Origin of the sequence: Bradyrhizobium sp. Tv2a-2 (assembly GCF_000472425.1) — a bacterium.
Lineage (GTDB): Bacteria > Pseudomonadota > Alphaproteobacteria > Rhizobiales > Xanthobacteraceae > Bradyrhizobium.
On the sequence record NZ_AXAI01000002.1, the window covers coordinates 331,478 to 346,254 of the forward strand.

At 62.5% G+C, this 14,777-nt stretch carries 11 protein-coding genes; 6 read left to right on the forward strand and 5 right to left on the reverse strand.

Annotated elements, in window-relative coordinates; translation table 11 throughout:
- Positions 1-267: 267 nt before the first annotated feature.
- Positions 268-1,098: an alpha/beta hydrolase gene (locus A3AI_RS0105080; RefSeq protein ID WP_024514537.1), complete on the reverse strand. Its 831-nt coding sequence runs from the start codon at positions 1,096-1,098 to the stop codon at positions 268-270.
- 408 nt (positions 1,099-1,506) lie between these two features.
- Here A3AI_RS0105080 and rocF point away from each other — a divergent pair, with 408 nt between their 5' ends.
- Positions 1,507-2,484: an arginase gene (rocF, locus tag A3AI_RS0105085; protein WP_024514538.1), complete on the forward strand. Its 978-nt coding sequence runs from the start codon at positions 1,507-1,509 to the stop codon at positions 2,482-2,484.
- A gap of 2 nt (positions 2,485-2,486) precedes the next feature.
- Here the strand turns inward: rocF and A3AI_RS0105090 are convergent, their stop codons facing one another.
- Complete coding sequence (locus A3AI_RS0105090) at positions 2,487-4,034, reverse strand: FAD-dependent monooxygenase (protein WP_024514539.1); 1,548 nt, start codon at positions 4,032-4,034, stop codon at positions 2,487-2,489.
- Positions 4,035-4,494: 460 nt separating this feature from the next.
- Here A3AI_RS0105090 and soxC point away from each other — a divergent pair, with 460 nt between their 5' ends.
- The 3 genes from soxC to A3AI_RS0105110 all read left to right on the forward strand — a co-directional run bounded on the left by soxC (position 4,495) and on the right by A3AI_RS0105110 (position 6,878).
- Complete coding sequence (soxC, locus tag A3AI_RS0105095; protein WP_024514540.1) at positions 4,495-5,784, forward strand: sulfite dehydrogenase; 1,290 nt, start codon at positions 4,495-4,497, stop codon at positions 5,782-5,784.
- Positions 5,777-6,334 carry a c-type cytochrome gene (locus A3AI_RS0105100; protein WP_024514541.1) on the forward strand — a complete coding sequence of 186 codons (558 nt, stop codon included), beginning with the start codon at positions 5,777-5,779 and terminating at the stop codon, positions 6,332-6,334. The genes soxC and A3AI_RS0105100 overlap by 8 nt, the downstream gene beginning before the upstream one ends.
- 295 nt (positions 6,335-6,629) lie before the next feature.
- The gene (locus tag A3AI_RS0105110) at positions 6,630-6,878 is read left to right on the forward strand and encodes a hypothetical protein (protein ID WP_024514542.1); all 249 of its coding nucleotides are present in this window, start codon (positions 6,630-6,632) and stop codon (positions 6,876-6,878) included.
- Between the two features lie 166 nt (positions 6,879-7,044).
- On the opposite strand, the gene A3AI_RS0105115 is transcribed toward A3AI_RS0105110, so the two are convergent.
- Positions 7,045-8,259, reverse strand: a complete 1,215-nt coding sequence (locus A3AI_RS0105115) for a mandelate racemase/muconate lactonizing enzyme family protein (protein ID WP_024514543.1) — start codon at positions 8,257-8,259, stop codon at positions 7,045-7,047.
- A 170-nt stretch (positions 8,260-8,429) separates the two neighbouring features.
- Positions 8,430-9,200, reverse strand: a complete 771-nt coding sequence (locus A3AI_RS0105120) for a transporter (RefSeq protein WP_245286835.1) — start codon at positions 9,198-9,200, stop codon at positions 8,430-8,432.
- 497 nt (positions 9,201-9,697) lie between these two features.
- Between A3AI_RS0105120 and A3AI_RS0105125 the strand changes: the two genes are divergently transcribed.
- On the forward strand, positions 9,698-11,530 hold the full coding sequence (locus A3AI_RS0105125; protein ID WP_051382290.1) for a potassium transporter Kup: 1,833 nt from the start codon (positions 9,698-9,700) through the stop codon (positions 11,528-11,530).
- Positions 11,531-11,780: 250 nt separating this feature from the next.
- The gene (locus A3AI_RS0105130; RefSeq protein ID WP_245286836.1) at positions 11,781-13,127 is read left to right on the forward strand and encodes an MmgE/PrpD family protein; all 1,347 of its coding nucleotides are present in this window, start codon (positions 11,781-11,783) and stop codon (positions 13,125-13,127) included.
- A gap of 23 nt (positions 13,128-13,150) precedes the next feature.
- On the opposite strand, the gene A3AI_RS0105135 is transcribed toward A3AI_RS0105130, so the two are convergent.
- On the reverse strand, positions 13,151-14,767 hold the full coding sequence (locus A3AI_RS0105135) for an oxaloacetate-decarboxylating malate dehydrogenase (RefSeq protein WP_036047542.1): 1,617 nt from the start codon (positions 14,765-14,767) through the stop codon (positions 13,151-13,153).
- Positions 14,768-14,777 lie beyond the last annotated feature (10 nt).

The following is a 14,777-nucleotide window of genomic DNA, read 5'->3' on the forward strand; positions in this document are numbered from 1 at the left end:
TCATCCGCAGCATGACGGCGGAAAATTGGACAGGTCGATCCGCGCCGCGATCGACTGCAGAAGCCGCACGGCGTGCCGACAGATCCGGGGGGGCGAAGAAGCATTGATCGGTACCGAAGCGACCTGCAGGTCCGAAGCGGCGCGCGCCATCTACTGTTCCTTGTCCCTGTCGCCAGGCATCTTACCGAAAAACCCGGCTTTCCATGCTTCGAGCATGAGGCACGTACCGCCGCCGCGCCTTGATCTGTCTCAACAGGCAAGGAAGGCTCAGTAGTCGCCCGGATTGGCGATCATCGGCTCGGTCGTGTTCGCAGCGCTGAGATCGCTGGAGGCGGCATCGCCAAGGAACTTGTTGAGCGTCGCCTGAATCCGCTCCTTCAGCGCGTCGGGCCCGCGATCGCTCAACTGTGTGTGGAGCGCGCCGGTATTGACGATATCGACATTGCCGGAATTGGCGGCCCCTGGAGCCGGCAGCACACCTTGGTCGGTACGGAAATTCGGATCCTTGGACCGAAAGGAGAGGATCTTCAAATGGTCACTGAGTACGAAGGGCACTCGCAGATTATCGAGCGTGATCACCTTGGACACCAGCTCGGGATGCTGCTTGGCAACATACATCGAGACGTCGCCGCCGTTGGAATGGCCGACCAGCGTGATATGGCCGTAGTCTGCGTTCGGCTGCCGCTTCTGCAATTCGCCGAGGACGAACAGAATATTGGCTTCGCAACGCATGTAGACGTTGCGCCGGCCGACATAGGGCATGCCGACCTTCGTCACCAGCGGCGGATCGCTGGGGAGGTCCTGCTGAATACTGGCGACGAGATAGCCGCGCGCGGCGAGGACGTTGGCCAGGAACGAATACTCGGTGTTCCTCACAGTGTTACCATTGCTGATAATGGCGACCGGAAGCTTCCACAGGCCGTTATTGGCCTTCATTTCGTAGTCCCAGCGCACCGCCAGATCGATGGAAACCGGCCGCTGCCGGACGGCATCGAACAGGCTCAAGGTTTCATGCCGGATCGCCCACTTGCTGATGGCGAAATATTCGCCGCCGGCGAGCAGGCAAAGGCAAGCCAAGATAGCAAAAGCCCTCTTCATCGTTTCCAGCCGTATCACTTTGTCTCAAGAGATGGTGATAGAACGCCCGGCAGGCGATGCCAGGGTGGCGGCCGGAGGATTAAATTTCGGCAAGTTATTATGGCGACAGGATGACGGATGGAACCTTGGCGCGTAGCAGCTATCACCCGACGCGTTCCGCGACCGGCCGGATCCTGCCTGGCGGCTTTTTGGGTCCAGATTGATTTAGCCGATCCGCAGCGGGCGCTACAGGCCGTGCGGCCGTCGTCGTGACCGCATTAGAGGCCTGGCGTCAGCCATATGCCGCAGCGAATCATCTGGGCTCCCCGACCGAGCGCAACCGGTAGCGCACGGACTGGCAGAATCGCTGCTACGCTGGGATGTTTTTCGGAGCCTTGATTTCGAAAGCTCGGTCGAAAAGGACGCGCAGTGACCCACGCCGCCAAACTGGAATCCACGCGACGCATTGCGCTGCTCGGCGCCCCCATCGACATGGGAGCCTCCCAGCGCGGCACACTGATGGGGCCAGCGGCGCTTCGCACAGCCGGCCTGTCGACATTGCTTGAAAGCATGGATTTCGACGTTACCGATTACGGCGACCTCACCGTCGCCGGCATGACCGATCTCGCAGACGTTCCGCCGCAAAATGCCAAGCACTACCGGGAAATCCAGCGCTGGACGCGGCTGCTCAGCCGGCGGGGCTACGAGGTGGCCCAGACAGGCGCGGTCCCGATCTTCCTGGGTGGCGATCATTCGCTCTCGATGGGCTCCGTCACCGCAATGGCACGCCACTGGCAGGAGCTGGAACGCCCGCTTTTCGTGCTGTGGCTCGATGCGCATGCCGACTACAACACGCCTGCGACCACGCTGACCGCCAATATGCACGGCATGGCCGCCGCGTTCCTGTGCGGCGAAGGCGGCCTCGATGGTCTGTTGGGTGAGGAAGTTCGCAGTCCGATCGATCCTGACAGGCTCGAATTGTTCGGCACGCGCTCGATCGATAAATTGGAGAAAGATTTGTTGCGAACGCGCCGCGTCTCCATCGCCGATATGCGCGCGATCGACGAATTCGGCGTCAGCGTCCTGATCCGACGCGTGATCGACAAGGTGCGGTCCGCAAAGGGCGTGCTGCATCTCAGCTTCGATGTCGATTTCCTTGACCCCGAACTGGCACCCGGCGTCGGCACGACGGTGCCCGGCGGCGCGACCTATCGCGAGGCGCACCTGATCATGGAGCTCCTGCATGATTCCGGGCTGGTCCGCTCGGTCGACATCGTCGAGCTCAACCCCTTCCTCGACGAGCGCGGCCGGACCGCACGCACTGCGGTTGAGCTGATCGGCAGCCTGTTCGGCCAACAGATCACGGACCGCCCGACGCCGAGCAATGCCATCGTTCCGGGAGAGTGAGGCTATTGCGTCTTCCGGTTCGCGACTGATCCGGGTTGGATGTGATGATCGGCGAAATAGCGATCGAGCAGGGCAGGTGAGCCGCGCGCTTCAGCCAGTGCCACATAGCTGTCCGGCCTCATGAGATAGAGGGCGTCGCGGGCGAGGCCTGCTGTATGGTGCTCCTCGCGCCACGCAAAGACGTGTAGCGGGACGTTGTGCGCCCGGCAACAGGCCGCAAGCTCGTCCTCGGCCGTGCCATAGACGTGCACCTGCCATTCCATGCGTGCGAGCGGCTTGAAATTATCGACGCCGTCGCACGCGATCCAGGGCAGGCGGTCTCCGCCATGCACGTGTCCGGCGATGCCGCGACTGAGCGGCCCGTCGCGATAATTCAGCATGACCTGCGAGACGGTCCGGAACATGAATTCGCGGACGGCTTCGAAATGGGTGGCGAAGGGGAACAGCACGGGCGCGACGCGCGTGCGCAGGACGTCGGCGATACGGCCCTCGGCGGTCGCGAAACTGAAGACGCGATCGGTGGTCGCGACCAGCCGCCGCGCGAAGCCGATGCGCTCGCTCTCATAGCTGTCGAGCAGCGCGTCCGGCGCGCGTCCACCGACGACGGCTGCAAGCTTCCAGGCCAGATTGATAGCATCGCCAATGCCGGTATTCATTCCCTGACCGCCGGCGGGGCTGTGGATGTGCGCGGCATCGCCGGCCAGGAACGCGCGGCCCTGACGGAAGTGCTGCGTGACCCGGTGATGGACGTGGTAGGTCGAGAACCAGTTCACCTTCTCGATCTCAACTTTCAGATGTTGGATCGCGCGGCTGCTGACATCCTCGAATTTCAGGCTCTCCGGATGTTGAGCGCGCTCGTCGCGCACCGTGCCGATCAGGCGTGCACGGCCCTGGCCCGCCAGCGGGAAGACGCCGAGAAAATCCGCTTCATCGAGATCGACATGCAATTCGCCATTGGTTGCCGGGCCAGAGGCCTCGACATCCGCCACATAGAAGAGCTGCCGATAGGTGCCGCCCGGAAATCCCGTGGCAAGGCTCTCGCGTACCAGGGAACGCGCACCGTCGCAGCCAGCGATGTAGCGTGCCTCGCAATCCTGATCTTGGCCGTCGCTGCCGCGGATCCGGGCAATGACGCGCCCGTCGCGCTCGGCGAAGTGGAGCAACTCGGTGCGCCGTTCGACTGCCACGCCAAGCGCTTCAAGCCGCCTGATCAACAGACGCTCATGCTCGTCTTGCGGAAAGATATGCAGGAACGGGTAGGGCGTCAGGCCCGCGCCGACATTCTCGAACACCAGCCGTGCCGCCGCCTCGCCCTTGACCCAGAGATTGACGGCCGGGACCCTGTGCCCACGCGCGATCACCTCCTCGGTGAGATCGAGCTGCCGATAGAGCTCGAGCGTGCGCGCCTGCACCGCGAGCGCGCGCGAGGTGGTGCCCGGCTCGGCGGTCTTGTCGATGATGCGGATTTTGACGCCGAGCTTGGCAAGCCACAACGCAAGCACGAGGCCGGTTGGTCCCGCGCCGACGATCAGAACTTCGGTCTGTACCATTGGCTCCTCCCTGGGGACGCTCCGACGGAGGAGACCGCGCGGAGGGTCGGTGGATGGATCGCTTCAAAATCTGAAGCAATCTAGCGGACCAACTTTTCCGGAGTGTGGCCGGAAGACCAAGTCGGATTCTGCTATTTCTGTTCCTTAAATGGTGCGCAGCAAAAGAGGCCGCCAAGCAGGACGGCCTCTCTCTCTTGTTGAAGATTACTTGAAGATTAGTGCTCCCACCACCGGCGTGAACTTTGAGGGGGCGGTACTGCCCGCACCAGGATGTGCTATTGTCGAACTCACGGCTGCCAGGAGCCGGCTGCGCGGAAGGCTCGGGGAAGAAACTCTTGCCGTGAGGCCCTCATTTGGGACGGTTTCGGCCGAAAATCACCCGTCTTCGAAATATTTGCGGACCATTTGCCAATCGCTCAATCCGTCTATTTGATGCGTTCGTGTGAACGGAGAATCGAGCATGACTGAGCTGACTGACGCCGACAACGATCAGGATCGCGCGGTGACATCGCGTCGTCATTTTCTGCGCAGCGGCGCTGCGGTCGGCGGCGCCGCGCTCGCAGGCGGTCTTGCAGGCATATCAGAGGCGCGTGCCGAGATCGACAATCTCCCGCCCAATGTGCCCGAATGGATGAAAGCCCCCGGCGATCCCATGGGTAGCCAGCTTTACGGGGCGCCGTCTCCGTTCGAGAAGAGCGTGGTCAAGAACATCCCGAAGAACCTGCCGCAATACATATCGGCCTCGGGACGTACGCCGCTGCAGGATCTGGACGGCATCATCACGCCCAACGGATTGTTCTATGAGCGCCACCATGGCGGCGTTCCCACCATTGATCCGGCGCAGCATCGGTTGATGCTGCACGGCCTCGTCGAGCGTCCCCTGATCTTCACCATGGAAGACATCAGACGCTTTCCGTCGGAGTCGCATATCTACTTCCTCGAATGCTCCGGCAATCCCGTCTACAAGAAGCCCTATGGCAAGACCGCTTCCGATCTTTGCGGCCTGTTGAGCTGCGCCGAATGGACCGGTGTCAGCCTGAAGCTGGTGCTTGCCGAAGCGGGATTGAAGCCGGAGGCCAAGTGGATCGTTGCCGAGGGGGCAGATGCGGCAGCGCTGACGCGCAGCATTCCGATCGAGAAGTGCCTCGACGATGCCATGCTGGTCTATAGCCAGAACGGCGAGCGGTTGCGCCCTCAGCAGGGCTATCCGCTGCGGCTGCTGCTGCCCGGCTTCGAAGGCAATATGAACGTGAAGTGGCTGCGCCGCCTGCATGTCACGGCGGAGCCCGCGTATTCGCGCGAGGAGACCTCAAAATATACCGACCTCATGCCGGACGGCTCGGCGCGCGAGTTCACGTTCTACATGGAAGCAAAATCCATCATCACGCGGCCTTCCGGCGGCCAGCGGCTGGGCTCAAAGGGCTTTCACGAGATCAGCGGCCTCGCCTGGAGCGGGCACGGCAAGATCCGGCGAGTCGACGTTTCGATCGATGGTGGCAAGAGCTGGCAGGAAGCGCAGCTACAGGAGCCGATCCTGACGCGGGCGCTGACGCGCTTTCGTTTGCCCTGGCACTGGAACGGCGAGGCCACGACCATTCAAAGCCGTGCCATCGACGAGACCGGTTATGTGCAGCCAACGCTCGCCGAGCTGCTCGCCGTGCGCGGTGACAATCATTTTTACCACAACAATGCAATCTGGCCCTGGCATATTGCCGAAGGTGGCGAGGTGACCAATGCAGCCAATGCGTAAGGTTTGGACGACCGCGCTTGCGACGTTGCTGCTGACGTGTCTCGCACGCGCCGAAACGCCGCCGCCCTACGGCATCGGTCGGGTGGCGACGCCGGCCGAGATCGCCGGCTGGAATATCGACATCGGGCGCGACGGCAGAGGCCTGCCACCCGGCAGCGGCACGGTCTCCCATGGGCGCGAGGTGTTCGAGCAGCAATGCGTGGCCTGCCATGGCGACAAGGGGCAGGGAGGGGTCGGCGACAAGCTTGTCGGAGGCCAGGGCACCTTGGCCACGGCCAACCCGGTGCGTACCGTCGGCAGCTACTGGCCCTATGCGCCGACCTTGTTCGACTACATCCGTCGCGCCATGCCGCAGAACGCGCCGCAGTCGCTCTCCAATGACGACGTCTACGCGGTCTCGGCCTACGTTCTCAATCTCAACGGCTTGCTGCCGGCCGACGCGACGCTCGATGCCAGGACGCTTTCGGCGATCAAGATGCCGAACCGAGATCATTTTACCGGCGATGCCAGGCCTGACGTCAGAAATCCTGCCTGCCTAAGCGGTTGTTGACGGTATCGCTTCGCTGGCGAGCGTTTTGCCGGAGGTTCGGGCAGCCGATCTAGGCTGCTCGCATTTTCGTGTTTGAGCAGATGTGGTGAATTTCACATCGGGCGATGGCATCGGAGCGCATTGTTCTGCGCATTGAGAATCCAGAGCGCCGGTTTCGCCGTCCTGACCATTATCAGGTTGCTGGCAATCTATCTTGCCGCGGGGGCGCGCGGAACGGCGCCCGCTGATTTCGGCTGAGGTTTTTCCCTGAGCGTCTTGCGTCGGTACACATCTCGAACGACAGGCGGAGGATCGGATGTACGGTGAAGGCGACGACGCGGGGCACTGCTCGAACGGGCTGACGCCAAGCTATTTTCGTGCAGCGACCAGCGAGGACCGGCTCATCTACCGAAGATGGATCGGCGGCATGATCGTGTTCTACTGCGCCCTGTTGCTGGTCTCGGGCGTCGTGGCGTTCACGAACACCGGCAGCCGGACGCAGGTCAGCAAGCTGCCAGACAGCCAGGTCAACAATCAGGCGATCGCGTCATCGCGGCCTAACTAGAGTGTTTTCGAGCGAAGTGGGGACCGGTTCGCGTGAAGAAAACGCGTCAAAACAAGAATCTAGAGCTCCGGTTCTGATTCAATCAGAACCGGAAATGCTCTAGCCAGAGCAGCAGCGAACGCCGCACATGCAGCGTTCGTCGACTTGGATTGCGCTGGCGGCGCGATTACGTCTTGCGTCCGTAGTTCAAGAGGCCGCCGGCCTGCTTCGGCGGATGGGCGCGCAATGCCTCCTCATTGGGTTCGGTGCCCCAGCCCGGTCGGTCGGGAATGATGAGATGGCCGTCGACGATCTCGGGGAGGTGGCTGAAAAGCTCGTGGTCCCAGGCGAGCCGGTCGATGTCGATCTCCATGATGCGCAAGTTCGGCACGGCCGCGCAGAAATGCGCGTTCATCATGGAGCAGAGATGGCCGTAGAAATTATGTGGAGCGACGTTGACCTCATGGGCTTCGGCTGATGCCGCGATCTTCAGCGATTGCCAGACCCCGTTCCATGGCGTGTCGATGATTGCGACGTCCATCGCCTGTTCGCGGAAATAAGGCAGGAATTCGCGCAAGCTTAACAGCGTCTCGCAGGACGATATCGGATGCGGGCTTTGCTCGCGGATATATCTAAGCGCCTCCGGATCGAAGGTATCGATCTCGATCCAGAACATGTCGAGATCGGCGATCTCCCGCAGGATCTTCAAGAACCCTTCGGTCTTGGCGTGGAAGTTGAGGTCGAGCAGGAGATCGACATCCGGGCCCGCGCCGTCGCGGATCGCTTCCAGATGCATGCGCAGGTCGCGCAGCACGTTGCGCTCGACATTGAGCTCAGGCTGGAACGGCGAGCCGAAGCCGGGCCGCCAACCGGTGGGCTTGCCGCCGTCATAGGTGAAGATGTTGGTCTTGAGCGCGGTGAATTTCTTCTCGCGGACCTCGCGGCCGATCGCCTTGACGCCGTCGAGGCTTTCGATTGCCGGCTTGTACCAGGCGGGATGGTTGATCCGCCAGGTCGCGCAATGCGACCAGTAGACGCGAACCCGGTCGCGGATCTTGCCGCCGAGCAGCTCGTAGCAGGGGACCCCAAGCAGCTTGGCCTTGGCGTCGAGCATGGCGTTTTCGAGGGCACCAAGCGCCTGCGCCACCACGCCCCCGGCGGCTGGACGTGTCGCCGCATAGAGCTCGGCATAGGTTCGCTCGTGTTGAAAGACATTTTGCCCGACCACACGCGCCGAGAGACGCTGGATCGCGGCGCTCACTCCCGGCGAGCCGAACCCCTCGTCATATTCGCTCCAGCCGATCGCGCCGTCCTCGGTGGTGAGCTTGACAAAGTGGTAATTCCGCCAGCCGGCATCACAGGCGAGCAGTTCGATATTGGTGATCTTGGACAGTGCTGGCATGGATTTTCCTCGGCGCTCCCTTGACGATTCTTTTGCGCTGTTACCCGATTATGCCGAGAGGCATGCCATCGATCCATCCCTATGACTGCAACTCGCCCATGTAGGACGGATCGGGCCGCTGCAATGCCGCGATCTGAGGACAGCGAGCGTGCCGCACGCCGGGCTCACGTCTAGCGCGCTGGCGTCCCAAACAGTCCATCGACGCGAAAGGAATAACCGATGCCGACGATGTAGTTCGGGGCGTTGTGATTGAGGCCAACGGCCAGATGGAAGTCGACCTGCTGAAGCTTGCTCAAATGATAGATGCCGCCTGAGTTGATCATCAGGCTTGGGCCCGCGCCTTCCGGATAATCACCGACGTATTCGGCGAATGCGCTGAACCTCTCGCTGAGGCTTTTCTCGATCACGAAAGTCGTCTCGGTGATGCGTCTTGCCGTGAAATCAGACGGGCGGAAGAATTCAGTGAACATGCCGCTGACGCCCCAGCCCTCGTGCAATTCCCACGACCATGGAAATTGCAGATAGGGTTGCGGACCACGACCTGCGATAGCGACCGCGCCGGTTGGCACGGCCATTCCGAATACGGCTGACAAGTCGATCTTTCCGGGCACCGGGCTGATCTGCCATTTGATCGCGGGCGCCACGTCCGAAAATCCGGTGCTGCCACTTCCGTTCACGGTGCCAAAATAGGTTGGCAAGTCCACCAGCACTTCCAGGCACGGCGCGACGCCGAGCCGCCAGCGGCTGTTGGTGCCGTCGATGCTTCGGCCTCCGTCGCGGGAACTGAAATTAACGCCGTTTTCACTTTGAAGACTGCCAAAGGGCACCACTAGGCTCGAATTCGTCACATCGGGCCTGTCGGTTGTGATCTCGTCCTTTGCTGTTGGACAGGCCTCGGCTGCGGCTCTGTCCACTGTACCCAGGACCGCAAGGATCGACACAACCCAGATTCCCACGTTGCTTACGCTGGATCCGCTCACGACAATCCCGATCGACATGTCCAGGCCATGCGCAGCCTTCTGACCATGAATGCCGCATGGGGCCGATTATTCCTTACCGCTGCGTAACGGGGAACCGCGTGGCGCCACCATTTCTAGATTTTTTTCAGAGCCTGTTCAGCCCTGTCCCGCCAAACTCCCGTCCAACCTGCGTAGCGACGTTGCCACGCCCTTGTGAAGTCCTTGCGCGACGGCAGTCTGCCGCCATGGAGCAAACGCGAGGTCGGCAGCATCTGTTGGGTGATGGGCGGAGCAGGCAGGGTCCGCGCCTCGCCATGGTGGCAGACCTATGGTACGGACGCCGTCAGGCTTTGCTTGGCTGTCGCAATCCGCGGCCATAGTCTTGATCGGGCAGAACGGACGGACAGGCGGCTGTGAGCGAACAACAGACTTTGACGGGTGGCGAGACCACGCGGCACGGGCCGCAGGGCAGGCTGACGATGCTCGCCCTTTCGGCGCTCGGGGTCGTGTTCGGCGACATCGGCACGAGCCCGCTCTACACCTTCAAGACCATTCTCGGCACGGCGGAAAAGGCCCCCGATGCCGCCGCTGTGCTCGGTGCGCTTTCGCTTGTGCTGTGGACGCTCTTCATCATCACGAGTGTCAAATATGTGCTGTTCGCGATGCGCGTCGACAATGACGGGGAGGGCGGCATCCTTGCGTTGATGGCGCTGCTCGGCGTGAAGAAGCAGCACCGGCCGACCATCATCGCTGTCGGCCTGTTTGGCGCGGCGCTGATCTATGGCGACGGCGCGATCACGCCGGCGATCTCGGTCCTGTCGGCCCTGGAAGGGGTGAACATGGCAACGCCTGCGTTGCAGCCCTATGTCGTTCCGGCGGCCGTGCTGATCCTGCTCGCGCTGTTTGCGATCCAGTCGAGGGGCACTGCGACCATCGGTCACCTGTTCGGTCCGGTAATGCTGACCTGGTTTGTTGTCATGGCAGTGATGGGTATCTTCGGCATTGCTAAGCATCCGGCGGTGTTTGCGGCGCTCAATCCGGTCTATGGCCTGTCGTACTTGTTCTCGGGCGGCTTCACCGGCTTTCTGGTGCTGGGCGCGGTGTTTCTTTGCGTAACCGGTGCCGAGGCATTGTATGCGGACATGGGGCATTTCGGTGCCGGGCCGATCAAGCTCGCCTGGTTCGCGATCGTATTCCCAAGCTTGATCATCAACTATGCGGGACAGGCCGCACTCGTGATCGACGGCGCGCCGACTGATGGCAATATCTTCTTCAGGCTTTGCCCGGACGCTCTACTGCTGCCGCTGATCGTGCTCGCGACCATCGCCACCATCATTGCCAGCCAGTCGATCATCACGGGCGCCTTTTCGATGACGCGGCAGGCGATCCAGCTTGGCTGGTTGCCGCGGCTCCAGATCAAGCAGACCTCCTCGGAAGGGTATGGCCAGATTTATGTCGGCGCCGTCAATTGGCTGTTGATGATCGTGACACTCGGACTGACTGTCGGCTTCGGCAAGTCCGACAATCTCGCGTCCGCCTATGGCATCGCGGTGTCCCTGACCATGCTGATGACCTCAGCGCTGCTCTTCATTGCCATGCGCGAGATCTGGCAATGGAGCCTGTTGGCCGCCGGCGCCGTTGCCGGATTCTTCCTGATCATCGATGGCGCCTTCTTCCTTGCCAATCTCACCAAGATTGCCGAGGGCGGCTACGTGCCGTTGATCCTCGCCGTCTCTGTGTATGGCATTATGTGGATATGGCACCGCGGGGCAGCCGCAGTTGGGGAACGGATGCGAGAGGCCCTCATTCCCGTTCCGGAATTTCTGGCGCGCCTTGCCGAGAAGAAGATTCCCCGTGTGCCGGGGACCGCCGTGTTCCTGACCCGGACCGAGCGGGACACGCCGCCGGTGATGGGCTGGCATGTCAAGCACAACCGCGCCTTGCATGAGCATGTCGTCGTGCTGCGTGCCGAGGTCTTGTCGGTGCCCTGGGTCTCCTCCGCCAATCGGATCAATCTCGCGGAAGTCGCGCCGAATTTCTGGCGTCTGCACGCGCGCTACGGCTTCATGGAGCGTCCGCATATCCCCGATCTCCTGATCCGGGGCAAGGCGCTGGGCTGCACGGTTGATGTGTCCGACGTAACCTATTATGTCGGCCACGAAACCGTGATCGCGCGCGAGGACGGCAAGGGTCTGCCGGCCTGGCAGGAGCGCCTTTTCGCGCTGATGGAGCGCAATGCGCAGCATGTCAGCGATTTCTTCAGCCTGCCGAACGACCAGGTGGTCGAGATCGGCCGGCAGATTGCGATCTGATAGCCGGCGTCGCGCCTGTCTCCTGAGAAGGCCCCGCGCCAATGTTTCGCCGGGGCTGACGATTGACCGCGACCGGGCAAAATGTCACTGGAAGGCAACGAAAAGAATTGCAAAGGGAGGCTGACGAAGCATGCAGTCGCGGCGCGGCTTTCTCAAATTGTCGGCAAATGCTGCAACAGCGCTTGGCGTGTTGCCCACCTGTGTGCTGGCGCAAAACGCGCCTTCGGCGTCATCAGCGCCTGGACCCGTCATGACCACGCTCAGCACCTATATGAGTGCAGCGCGTGCCAAGGCGCTTCCGGAGGACGTCACCGAACAGGCAAAATATCATCTGCTCGATACGATCTCGGCCATGGTTTCGGGATCGGAATTGCCGCCGGGCCAGGCAGCGCAACGCTATATCCGCGAGCGTGGTGGCAATGGCGGGGTGACGGTGGCCGGCTCGGCGTTGACGGCGCCGCCAATCGACGCCGCGCTCGCCAATGGCGTGATGGCGCATGCCGACGAGACTGACGACTCGCACAATGAGTCGCGCTCGCATCCTGGCTGCTCGGTGATACCGGCGGCATTTGCGGCCGGCGAGGCCTATGGCATCGATGGCATAGGCCTGCTGCGCGCGGTGACGCTCGGCTATGACATTGGCACGCGCGTGGTGATGGCGATGGGCGGCGCCACCTTCAGCTACGAGAGCAGCCTGTCAACGCACAGCATCGCCGGCACGTTCGGCGCGGCGGCGGCCGCCGGATGCGCCGCCGGGCTCGATACGCGGCAGACGCGCTGGCTGCTCGACTATGCCGCACAGGAATCCTCCGGCTTCATCGCATGGCGGCGGGATACCGATCATATCGAAAAGGCGTTCGTGTTCGCCGGCATGCCCGCGCGCAATGGGGTAACGGCGGCGCTACTGGTCAAATCAGGCTGGAACGGTGTCGATGACATCTTCTCTGGCCCAGACAATTTCTTCGCGGCCTACGCGCCGAAGGCCCAGCCGGATCGCCTGATCGAGAAGCTCGGCGAGCGTTACGAGATCACGCAGACCGACATCAAGAAGTGGAGCGTCGGCTCGCCGATCCAGGCGCCGCTGGACGGGGTGGAGGCGATCCGCGCGAAGAAGCCGTTCGAGCCGGACCAGGTGAAGCGGGTGACAGTACGGCTTGCGCCTTCGGTGGCGGCGGTGGTGGACAATCGCGACATCCCCGACATCTGTCTGCAGCACATGATCGCCGTCATGCTGATCGACAAGACGGTGTCGTTCCTGGCCGCGCATGACAAGGCGCGCATGCAGGATGCCGCCGTGCTCAAGGAGCGGGCCAAGGTCAACCTGGTGCGGGACGAGGAACTGGCGAAACTGCTGCCGGCGCGCGAGACGGTCGTGGAGATCGAGTTTGCGGACGGCAGCCGGGAGTCCGAGCGCATTTCCGCCGTCCGCGGCACGCCACGCAATCCGATGACGCGCGCCGAAGTGATCAACAAGGCGCGCGACTTGACGACGCCGGTAATCGGGCGCGAGGTGTCCACGCGCCTGATCGACACCGTCTTCGGCATTGAGGAGCTGGCCGACATCCGCAACCTGCGGCGAATGTTGCAGCGCGGTTGAAGCCCAATCGGCCGCGCACCTCTTCAGTAATGAGGGTCGTACATCTGGGCCTGGACAATGCCGATCAGATCGTTCGGTGTCGGCCCCTGCGCCAGCCCCCGCTGGTAGGCGACGCCGGCAACGGCCGCACCAATCTGGGCGGAGACTTCGCGGATGCGCGGCAGCGCCGGATAGAGGCTGCCCTGCTTCAGATCCGCTTCGCTCACCGCGTTGGCAAGCGTATGCGCCGCCGCCATAAACATCTCGTCGGTCACGAGGCGGCTGCCGCTGGCGATCACGCCGAGGCCCACACCGGGGAAGATATAGGAATTGTTGCCCTGGCGCGGCACGAATGTCAGACCATTGAGATCGACCGGATCGTAGGGGCTGCCGCAGGCGAATAGCGCACGGCCACGGGTGTGGCGATAGGCTTCCTCGGCCGAGCATTCGGCCTTCGAGGTCGGGTTGGAGAGCGCAAAGATGATCGGCCGCTCGTTGAGCTCGGCCATGGTCTTCAGCACGTCGGGCGTGAACGCGCCGCCGACCGCCGCGACGCCGATGATCGCGGTCGGCTTCTGGGTTTTGATCGCGGTGAGGAAGTCGTCGATGGGTGCCTGCTCATGCGCATAGCGCAATTTGTGCCCGCTCAGATTCGCGCGTCCTTTGACCACGAGGCCGCGGGAGTCGACCAGCCAGTTGCGCTTGATTGCCTCGGCTTCCGTCGCGCCCTCGGCCATCATGGCGGAGACGATCAGATCGGCGATACCGGTTGCGGCCTCGCCCGCGCCGAGGAAGAGGATTCTCTGCTCCTTGAGCTTGCCACCCGTCGCGCGCAGCGCCGAGAACAGGCCGGCCAACGCCACCGCTGCCGTGCCTTGAATATCGTCGTTGAAGACGCAGGCTTCGTCACGATATTTGTGCAGCAGGCGGAACGCCGAGTGATTGGCGAAATCCTCGAACTGGATCAGCACGCCCGGAAAGGCTGCGCGCGCCGCGCTCATGAACTCATCGACGAAGTCGTCGTAAGCGGGGCCGGTGATGCGTTGCTGGCGCAGCCCGATGTAATAGGGGTCCTTGAGAAACTCGGCGTTGTTGGTGCCGACATCGAGCATCACGGGCAGGCAAAGCTCGGGGTGAACGCCGGCGCAAGCCGAATAGAGCGAGAGTTTGCCGACTGGAATGCCCATCCCGTTGGCGCCGAGATCGCCCAGTCCCAAGATGCGCTCGCCGTCGGTGACGACGATCAGCTTGGCGCGATAGGGCCAGTTGGACAGGATTTCGGCGATATGGCCGCGATCGTTGGCGGAGATGAACAGGCCCCGCGGCCGCTGGAAGATCAGTCCGTAGCGTTGGCAGGCGAGGCCGACCGTTGGGGTGTAGATCAGCGGCTGGATTTCATCGATGTGATCGCAGACAACGCGGAAGAACAAGGCTTCGTTGCGGTCATGCAGGGAATTCAATGCGACATATTTTTCCAGGTCGCTCGGCAGCGAGCGCAGATTGGTCAGTACGCGCTCGACCTGTGCCTGCATCGACAGCACGCCCGCCGGAAGGAAGCCGCGCAGGCCCAGCGCATCCCGCTCCTGCTCGGTGAAGGCAGTGCCCTTGTTGAGCAGGGGATCGCGCAGCAAGGCGAGGCCACGCGGCGTAAAAGAAGGCATTGAGCGCGCG